This is a genomic window from Mesorhizobium sp. M7A.F.Ca.US.007.01.2.1, from assembly GCF_003998165.1.
GTDB lineage: Bacteria > Pseudomonadota > Alphaproteobacteria > Rhizobiales > Rhizobiaceae > Mesorhizobium > Mesorhizobium ciceri.
In genome coordinates this window covers 1-10,019 of sequence record NZ_RZQP01000226.1, presented here as the reverse complement: position 1 = coordinate 10,019, position 10,019 = coordinate 1, and the positions used below count along the sequence as shown (strand labels likewise).

At 64.7% G+C, this 10,019-nt stretch carries 3 protein-coding genes and 1 pseudogene; 2 read left to right on the top strand and 2 right to left on the bottom strand.

Going from position 1 to position 10,019, the window contains the following annotated elements; all coding sequences use genetic code 11:
* Together EN949_RS28470 and EN949_RS28465 are read right to left on the bottom strand one after the other, a co-directional pair.
* Positions 1–765, bottom strand: a 765-nt coding sequence (locus EN949_RS28470) for a transglycosylase domain-containing protein (RefSeq protein ID WP_206534970.1), incomplete at its 3' end; no start/stop codon positions are given.
* A gap of 174 nt (positions 766–939) precedes the next feature.
* Positions 940–6,438, bottom strand: coding sequence for an alpha-2-macroglobulin family protein (locus EN949_RS28465; protein ID WP_127371851.1), 5,499 nt, complete (start codon positions 6,436–6,438; stop codon positions 940–942).
* Between the two features lie 272 nt (positions 6,439–6,710).
* Between EN949_RS28465 and EN949_RS28460 the strand changes: the two genes are divergently transcribed.
* Together EN949_RS28460 and EN949_RS28455 are read left to right on the top strand one after the other, a co-directional pair.
* Complete coding sequence (locus EN949_RS28460; protein ID WP_127367018.1) at positions 6,711–8,639, top strand: autotransporter assembly complex family protein; 1,929 nt, start codon at positions 6,711–6,713, stop codon at positions 8,637–8,639.
* Between the two features lie 3 nt (positions 8,640–8,642).
* Positions 8,643–10,019: pseudogene (locus tag EN949_RS28455) on the top strand (translocation/assembly module TamB); the annotation flags it as partial.

The window sequence follows — 10,019 nt, the reverse complement described above, 5'->3', positions numbered from 1 at the left end:
CGGCAGGGTACGGCGCAGGCCCGAGACATCGTCGAGGGCGGCACGCGCGGCCTCGCGCTCGCCGAGCAGTCCGGAGGAGACCATGCGGGTCAGCACCCGGTCGCGGGCGGCGTGGGCGATCTTCAAATTGCGGTCGGGCCGCCGCTTTTCCGGCAGCTGCGGCAGGGCGACGAGCAGGGCGGATTCGGAAACGGTGAGCCGTTTCGGCTCCTTGCCGAAATAGGCCAGCGAGGCGGCGCGCACGCCTTCCAGATTGCCGCCATAGGGCGCCAGCGTCAGGTAGCGTTCGAGGATTTCGCGTTTCGACAGCCGCCGTTCGATCTGGATGGCGCGCAGCATCTGCTTGATCTTGGAGCCGAGGCTGCGGCTTTCGCGCGGCTCGATCAGCCGGGCAAGCTGCATCGAAAGCGTCGAGCCGCCGGAAACGATGTGGCCGCTGGTGGCGAACTGGCCGGCGGCGCGCGCCAGCGCCAGCACGTCGACGCCCTCATGGTCCCAGAAACGTTTGTCTTCATAGGTGACCAGCATGTCGACGAATTGCTTGTCGACCTGGTCGAGCCGGGTTTCGAGCCGCCAGTAGCCGTCCGGCGTGGCGAAGGCGCGCAACAACTGGCCGTCGCGGTCCTGGACTTCGGTGGAGACCGTGAGTTCGGCTGGAAGCGGGGGCGGGAAGGCGCGGTCGAGTTCCCAGAGGGACGCGGCGGAAAGGGCGAGGATGCCGGCGCACCCTGCCGCTCCAACAGCGAATTTGCGAAGCATCTTCATGGCAGTAAAGATGCCCCCTCATCCGGCCGCTTCGCGGCCGCCTTCTCTCCGGTGGGGAGAAGAGACTGGCGCCAGCGCTGGCCGTCTCCTCTCCCCTCGGGGAGAGGTCGACCAAGCGAAGCGGAGGGCGGGTGAGGGGGCACTTTGCTCATCGCGTCCATCGCCATCAGCGCCTTACGGCGCCTTGATCTCCATCATGCCGGTGGCGGTGCGGGCCGAGTATTGCGGCCGATACATGTCTTCCACCGTTGCCGCGGGGTGCGCATAGGTACCCGGCGTCACGGCGCGCACGACATAGGCGAGGGTCAGATTGTGGTCGTGGTCGCCGTCGGCCGGGTTGAATGCCGCGACGAAACGGTCGTCGCGGAATTCGAGATGGGCCGCATCGGTCTGCGCCAGCCACGAGAAGTTCGTCAACTGGGCGCTGGAGACCAGGCCGGGATTGTCGATCTCGAAGCCGGCCGGCAACAGGTCGGTGACCAGCAGGCGCGACGGCCATGTGTTCTGCTCGTTGACCTTGAGCACGACGACATAGCGTTCGTTCTGCGTCGCCTCGGTGACATTGGCTTCGGTGCCGTCGAGCTTGTAGTAAGTGCGGCTGATTGTGAAGCCGTCGCCGCCGGCCGGCAGCGGCTGGACCGGCGACGCCACCGTGGTGACGACGGCCTGCAGCGGGGTCTTGCCGGTGTTGGCGATGGTCAGCGGGCTGTCGACAAGGTCAGAGCCTTCGACCTGGTTGGAGTAGCCGCCGGAATGCGCCGCGCCATTGACGGTCAGCGTGATCGTATCATTGCCTTCTTTCAGCGCGCGGGCCGCCAGCAGCATCCAGGATTCGTCCTGGGTGCTGGTCCAGCGGGCTTCGGCGCGTTCCCTGGTCACCAGCTTGATCAGCTCCGGCACGATTGTCGGTACCGGCTTGGATTCCGCCGCCAACGCCAGCATCGCCGCGCCATCACGCAGCCGCGAACCGTAGTCGGAGCGGTAGTAGTCGTAGTCGGTGGTCGATTTGGCCAACTGCAGGGCAGTCTTGAACGTCGATTCCGCACGCGGTGTATCGCCGTAGAGCGCCAGGCTTGCCGCCAGCTGGGCAACGGCCATCGGGCTGGAAAAAGCTTCGAGTTGCGTGTCCGCATAGTAGCGCAGGTCGCCGATCGAGGCCTTCTTGTTGCGGGCCAGAACGTAGAGGGCGTAGGCGATCTCGCTGCCCCGGTCCTGGACGCTCTGGTCGTAGCCGAGTGAGTTCTGCAGGTTGCTGAGCGCCTGGTTCATGGCCAGGCTCGGCACGTCGTATTTCTGCTCGCGTGCCCTGGTCAGGAAGTCGGTGACATAGGCATCGAGCCACAGATCGCCGGAGCCCGGGCCCCACAGGCCGAAGCTGCCGCCCGAGGCCTGGTAGCTCAGAACCTTGTAGATGGCGTCCTGGATGCGGCCATGGATATCGGGATCGCTGGCCATGCCGATGCCGGACGCCAATTCATTGACGTAGAGAAGCGGCATGGCGCGGCTGGTGGTCTGCTCGGCGCACCCATAGGGGTAGCGGTCGAGCGTCATCAGCAGCGAAGGCACGTCGAATGCGGCAGCCTGCGAAACGCCGACGCTGACAGAGGCGCCGTCGAGCAGGCTTGCCGCGAGCAGCTCCTTGTCGACGCGAAGCGCGCCGCCATCGCCCTTGAGGTCGACCACCAGGCGGGTGGTGACCGGTAATTGCGCCGGGCGCACCGGCACATAGAGCGTCTGCTCGACCTTGGTGCCGTCGGCATGGGCAAGCTTGATGGTGAGCGAGGCATTGCCGGCCGTCTGAGCGATCAGCGGCACGGTCAGCGTCTGGCGCTTGCCCTGGGCGAGCGTCAGCTTCTGGGGCAGGGGCTTGTCGCCCGTCGACAGGTCGCCCGTCGTTTCGATCGAGAACGCATAGTCGCCGGCCGGACCATCGGTGTCGGCGACGTCGAGGCGCATAACGGCGGCGTCACCAGGCGCCAGGAAGCGCGGCAGGCCGGCGGTGATGACCACGGGATCGCGCACGATCACGTCGGACTGGGCGTGGCCGACCGCGTCCTTGGTCCAGGCGACGGCCATGACGCGCACGGTGCCGTTGAACTGCGGGATGTCGAAGTCGACCCGCGCCTTGCCGTCGGCGTCAAGCTCGACGACGCCGGAGAAGAAGGCGACCAGCTTTTCGGTCGGCGGGCTGCCTTGCGCCTGCATGTTGGCGCCGTCGCCGCCGGTCCTGAGCTTGCCGGCGTTGCCCAGAGAACCGTCGATCAGGCGACCGTAGATGTCGCGGATTTCCATACCCAGCATGCGCTGGCCGAAGAACCAGTTCTCCGGATCCGGCGCCTTGTAGCTGGTCAGGTTGAGGATGCCGACATCGACGGCGGCAACCATGACATAGGCATTGCTGCCCGGCTGCACGCCGGCGACCGAAACCGGGATCGACAGCTGCTGGCGCGGCATGGTCTTGTCCGGTGGCGTCAAGGTGATGGCGAGCTTCTTCGAACCCGGATCGACCTTCAGCCATTTCACGCCGATGGCGCGGGCCGGCATGCGCGTCTCCTGCGCATCGCCCGGCCGGAACAGGGTTGCAGTGACATAGGCGCCGGCGCCCCAGTCGTCGCCGACCGGAATGTCGACGGTGCTGCCGCCGGCCGGCACTGACGCCGTGATGGTCTTCAACAGCTTGTCGGAGCCGATGTTGATCAAGAGTTCGCCGGCAAAATGCGGCGAGATTTTCAGCTTGGCCACTTCGCCGGCGGCATAATTGTCCTTGTCGAGGGCGATTTCGAGGCCGTCAGGCGTTTCGGTGGTGGTCGAGGAGACATACCAGCCGGCGTCGAACTCGTAGCTGGTCGCCGGTCCTTCGGGATCGGCGGTTTCAACCTCGAGCCTGTACTGACCCCAATCGACCGGCACGGAGACCGTTGCGTCGCCGTCGGCGTTGAGGTCGACCTGGCCGTTGGCGATCGACTTGGTGAAGGTCACCGGCTCGTAATTCCACGAATTGTTGGAGCGGTACCACTGGTAATTGCGTTCGACCTTGACCAGCGTCCATTGCGCGCCTTTCAGCGCCTCACGCTTGCCGTCGGGATCGACGGCGATCAGGCTGAACTTGGCCGTGCCGCCCTGCGGCACTTCATTGTCGGCGAAATCCGGACGAATGCCGATCATATGGCCCTGCGGGCGGATGCCGATGTTGAGCGAGCGCTCGATGGCGCGGCCGCCGGTTTCACGCATCCTGACCGTCACCTTGGCGTCGACCAGCTTGGTGGTCGAGGGCAGTTGGTCGACAGAGACCGGGAAGGTCACCTTGCCGTCATCGCCGACCACCGGCAGATCGGCGAGGGGGGTGACCGTGGGTTCGGCCGACTGCTCGTCGGCGAGACCGAAGGAAAAGCCCTGGAAGCGGTCCCAGTCGCGCGACGTTGACAGCGTCAGCTCGCCTTCCAGCGCCAAGCCTGCTGCCGGCGCGCCATAGAGGAAGCGGCCGTCAATGTCGATGTTGGCGGTTTCGCCCTGGGCGATTTCCTGCTTGTCGGCCTTCATGTCGAATTCGATGCGATCCGGCACGAAATCCTCGACCAGGAACATCTGGCTGGCCACCGCGGGCTGCTTGGGATCGGTGTAGATCGACACCGACCAGGTGCCGCGCATGGCGTTGGGGGCGAGCGGCAGGTCGACGGCATGGCCGCCGGCCGATGCGCCGTCGCTGACGATACGGCGGTCCTCGACGCCGTCGGGGCGCGAGAAGATGAAGGTCAACGGCAGGTTTTCGACCGCCTTGGCGGCACCGTCGCGAGCAAGTGCGGCGACATGAACATCCTCGCCGGCGCGGTAGATACCGCGTTCGGTCCAGGCATAGACGTCGAGCGCACCTGGCGCCGCGCGCCCGGTGACGCCGCGGTCGGACAGGTCGAAGCCGGCCCGGCCCATGTCGAGGAAGACGAAGTCATTGTCGCCCTGCTTGGCCATCAGCACGGCCGGCACCATGCCGCCGTCGCCGCGCGTCAGGCCGGGGTTGAAGACGGCATGGCCGTCGGCATCCGACGTCGCCGTGCCCAGAACCTCATTGTTCCTGGCGACCAGCGTCAGTTCGGCGCCGGCGATCGGCTTGGCGCTGCCCAGCGAACGGGCAAAGACATTGAGCCCGTCCTGACCGGTATAGGTCGACAGGCCGATGTCGGAGACGACGAACCATTGCGTGGCCATCGAGTTGTAGTCGTCGCTCTTGTTGTTGACGGCCTGGGCGGTCAGCACGTAGACGCCGGGCTTGCGCTGCGGCACCGCCTCGTCGACCGGGAAGGAGGTGGTGACCTCCTTGTTGAGGTCATTGGCGATGTCGAGCTGGCCTTGCCAGACCGGCGCGCCCATCTGCTCGGAAATGTTGGAGATGTCATAGCCGTCCAGCTGGTGCAGGAACTGGTAGCCCGACAGAAGCTGTGCCAGCGAACGATCGCCGATGCGATAGAGCTTCATCTCGGCGGCGTTCATGTTGACGGTAACGATCGGAATACCGCGGCGCGCGCCGGCCGGCAGCACGAAGCTATCACCGGTGAAGCGGGCGGACGGTGCGCGGTCCTGGACATAGATCGACAGCACCACGGGTGCCGCGGTCACTTCGCCGATTGCCGCCGGCAGGCCGGCGCGGAAGGTGACGTCGTAGTGCTGGCCATGCTCCAGCCCTTCGACGCAGATCTGCTTGTCCTTGGCCTCGACGCCCTTGGGCGGTGCATTGTCGACGGTGACGAATTGCGCGTAATCGACGCCGGTCTTGACCAGATCCTCGGAGAATTGCGCGCAGATGCGCGGCGCGCTGGTGTCGGCGTCGATGGTGTGGTCGATAACGCGGAAACCCTTGCGCGCCTTCAGATCGGCATAGTCGGCCTGGACCGCCGGCGACGGGTTCAGGGCAAGGCTCGCCTCATAGGCCTGTAGCGCCGGCCGGTAGAGATCGCGCTTGTCGAGGCCGTTGCCGAGCAGCGCCAGCACTTCGGCGCGCGTCTTGGTGGTGCGCAGTAGTTTATAGGCGTTGAATGCGGCCGAAGTGCCGTTCGTCGGCAAAGTGGAAGCTTCGGATGTGCTGGCGGCGGGCTGCACGGCCAGCGTTTCACGCGCCAGGTTGAGCCAGAGCTGGCCATCATCGGGCAGTACCGAGACAGCGGCCTCGTATTTCAGCATGGCGGAGCGGTGGTCGCCGGTCAGCACGGCCTGTTCGGCGGCACTCAGCAAGGCAGCCATGCCTTCTGTCGGCTTGTCATAGGCCGGGCCGAGCAGCTTGTTGCGGTATTGCTGGGCCTGGTCGGCCATCCAGTTGGGGAAGAAGGCGAGTTCCGGCGGCGCGCCGATATCAGGATCGCCATCGATGTTGACGACCTTGCCGGCGACCGCGCCATTGAAGGTTTTCAACTGGTTGTAGTCGGATTTGAGGAAGCACCATTTGGCTTTTTTATTGTAGGTGAAGGCACGGCAGGCCGGGTCTCCCAGGCATGTCGTCTTGCACTGGTCGATTGTCACATTCTGGTCGGACCTGAGATCAAAACCGAAATAATCGGAATTGTCCGTTGTCGCGATACGCCGGGCCTCGGCCGCTTGCGCGACGCTGCTCCAGGCCAGGACATTGGCCCAGGCAAAAAACAGGAGAATCAGAATCGAAAGACCACGAGCCGCGCGCATTGCCATAACACCCCTCCAGACACAGCTGACGTCCGGGCATGATCAAGCTTCAGTCAGGCTTGTCAACACAAGGACGCGGCAGGGGTCCGCCTGCCAACGGTTTCCTTTCCGGTCGATGACCGGTAGTACCTCCATAGGACAGGGGATCACGCTTTCTTGCGGCGACGCAAAAGGTGTGAATTCCAAGCCCGTCCTATTTCAGACAATTGGATTGTGGCCCCTTTACGAGCGCTTCAGAACTTCATTCCAATTTTAGTTTTGTAACCTAGGTTGTCTTAATGCCGGCGCATGAAGAGCAGATGTCAGGAGGTCGCGCGCCAGGGCGTGCGCTTCTGCGCGCCCTGCTGCTGGCCATGATGTGCTCGACCGTGCTCGTCGCCGAATCGCCCCCGGCGGCCGCTTTCGAGCTTTTCGGCTTCAAGCTGTGGGGATCGTCCAGCGACGAGGATGCCGACATCGTCGATCCGCTGCGCTACGCCGTGACCATCAATGCCCCCGACGCCGACAAGGACCTGGTCAAGAAGCTCGAAAATGCCTCGGCGCTGAAGAGCGACGAGGAGCGTCCGGTTTCAGGCTCGCTCGGGCTGATGGCCAAGGCGCGCAGCGACCGCGAACAGCTTGTCGCCGCGCTCTATGCCGATGCCCGCTACGAAGGCGTCGTCACCGTCACCATCGACGGCAAGCCGCTCGACGATTTGCCGCCGGATGCCGAATTCAAGGGTCCGCAGCCGGTTCCCGTGGCGATCGACATTGCTACCGGGCCGAAATTCACCTTGGGCAATATCAGGCTGCAAGGCGACGCGGCAGGACTGATGAGCGCCGATTATGGCCTGATATCAGGCGGCGACGCCGGATCCGGCGCAGTGCTCAAGGCCGAGGCGCTGATCGTGCGGACGCTGAAGGAGCAAGGCAGGCCGCTGGCAGAGGTGACGGACCGCCAGATCGTCGCCGACCATGCCACCTCGACGCTCGACGTGACGCTGACGGTCGCCGCCGGACCGGTCGCCGGCTATGGCCCGACCACCGTGGAAGGCACCGAGAAGGTCGACCGCGACTTCACCGAATACATGACCGGCCTCAAGCGCGGCCGGCAATACTCGCCGCAAGAGATCGACGATGCGCGCGACCGGTTGCTGGCGCTCGAGGTCTTCAACAGCGTGACGTTCAAGGAAGCCGACAAGCTCGATGCCGACGGCAACATTCCGATCGGCGTCCAGGTCAGCGAGCGCAAGCCACGCTATTTCGGCGTCGGCGGCACTTTTTCCAACACCGAGGGGCTGGGCCTTGAGGGCTATTGGGGCCACCGCAATTTGTTCGGCCGGGCCGAGAAGCTGCGCATCGATGGCAAGATCAGCGGCATCGGCAGCAACGATCTCGGCGAACTCAACTACAATGCCGGCATCATGTTCGAGAAACCCGGTGTGATCGGACCGGCATCGAAGTTCTTCGCCGGCGTCAAGACAGTGCTCGAACATCCTGATGCCTATGACCATTTCTCGGTCAAGGGCAGCGCCGGCCTGTCCTACGAACTGACCAAGAAGCAGACGGTTTCCGCCGAGGTGGCGCTCGACTATTCCCGCATCCACGACGCTTTCGGCAAGCACAAATACCTGATCGCCAGCATTCCGCTGCAATATGTCTACGACAACAGGGACAACCGCCTGAACCCGACCAGCGGCTTCCGGGTGCTGGCCTATGCCGAGCCGAGCTACGACATTTTGAATGGTGCGGCCTTCCTGAAGCTCAAGGGCGAGGGATCGGCCTATCAGTCGCTGGATTCGGCTTCCAAGTTCGTGCTGGCCGAACGTGTCGCCATCGGGTCGATCGTCGGCACCGGGCTTCAGAATGTGCCGGCCGACCGGCGCTTCTATTCCGGCGGCGGCGGTTCGGTGCGCGGCTACGCCTATCAGGGCATCGGTCCGAAGGATTTCACCGGCCAGCCGATCGGCGGCCTGTCCTTCTTCGAAACCTCGGTCGAGATGCGCATCGCCATCACCGACACGATCGGCATCGTGCCGTTCGTCGATGCCGGCACCGTGTCGACCAAATCGGTTCCCGATTTCTCCGATGTCAAGGTCGGCGCCGGCGTTGGCCTGCGCTATGTCACGCCGTTCGGGCCGCTGCGCATCGACGCGGCCGTGCCGCTCAACCGCGATCCGGGCGATCCGCATTTCGGCATCTATGCCGGCATCGGACAGGCATTCTGAGCGATGAAAACAGTCTGGCGCATCCTCCGCATTGTTCTCTACACCCTGCTGATCGTGATTGCGGGAGCGATCGGCGCGCTGGTGGTGCTAACCAAGACCGAGCGCGGCCGCGACAATCTCGCCGGCATCATTTCGCGGCTGGCATCGACCGACGACCGCAAGATCACGGTCAGCGGCATAGACGGCATCTGGTCGGGAGCCCTCAGCGTCGACCATGTCGTGCTGGAGGATCGCGAGGGTGCCTGGCTGGTGGCGCGCAAGGTGGCCGTCGACTGGTCGCCGCTGGCGCTGCTGTCGAAAAACTTCAGCGCCGACCGTATCGCCGCCGAGCGCATTGAGCTGGCGCGATTGCCGGTGGCCAGCACGCAGCCGGCGCCGAGCGGCGGCACGACGACGCTGCCGGTTTCCATCGACATCAAGCAGATCGACCTGCCCGAGATCGCGCTTGGCCAGCAACTGGCCGGCAGCGGCATCGCCGAACTTGCCGCCAGGGGCATGCTCAAGGCCGACGCCGCGCCGCTGGCGGTCGAGACGGTGCTCAACGTCACCCGCCATGACGGCAAGCAAGGCAATGTCGATGCCAAGATCCACTTTGCGCCGGCGGACAACAGGCTCGATCTTGACCTCAAGGCCTCGGAGCCGGCAGGCGGCATCATCGCCAATCTGCTCAAGCTGCCCGATACGCCGCCGGTCGACATAATTGTCTCGGGCACCGGGCCGCTCGCCAATTGGAACGGCATCGGCACGTTCTCGGTCGACGGCAAGATCGTCACCCAGCTGACAGGCCGGCACCAACTGACCGACAAGGGTAATCATGTTGAGGCCAAGGGCGACGGCGATTTCGCTCGCTTCCTGCCTGAGAATCTCAAGCCGCTGTTTGCCGGCAAGACCAGCTTCGATGTCGCCGGCACCGCCACATCGGCCGGTGGCGTCAGTGTCGACCGCGCCAACATCGACAGCGATGCGGTGCACGGCACCGCGACCGGCATTGTCGATCCTGCCGGCGCCAGCGACCTCTCGATCGAACTCGCCGCCAAGGGTCCGCCCGTTGTGATCAGCGTCGGCAGCAAGGCGCAACCGATCACGCTGGCGATCAGCAATGCCACCGCCCGCGCCTTCGGCGACGGCAAGGCACCGATCATCGACATCGGCGCCTCCTTCGTCTCCATCGTTGCTGGCGGCACGCGGCTGGATGATCTGGCGGCGCAGATCCATTCCGACGGCTTTGACATCCAGAACCGCGCCGGGCCGGTCACCGTCAAGCTGCAGGCAGGTGGCCTCAACACCGACGTGGCGACGCTGGCGCCGCTGATCACCGGCAAGATCGATGTCGATCTGGCCGGGTCGGTCAGCAAGGATGCCATTGCCATCGACCAGGGC

Bases quoted from the DNA above. Each gene is read 5' to 3' on its own strand.
- EN949_RS28465 (WP_127371851.1), bottom strand. From the start codon at position 6,438: ATGGCAATGCGCGCGGCTCGTGGTCTTTCGATTCTGATTCTCCTGTTT.
- EN949_RS28460 (WP_127367018.1), top strand. From the start codon at position 6,711: ATGCCGGCGCATGAAGAGCAGATGTCAGGAGGTCGCGCGCCAGGGCGT.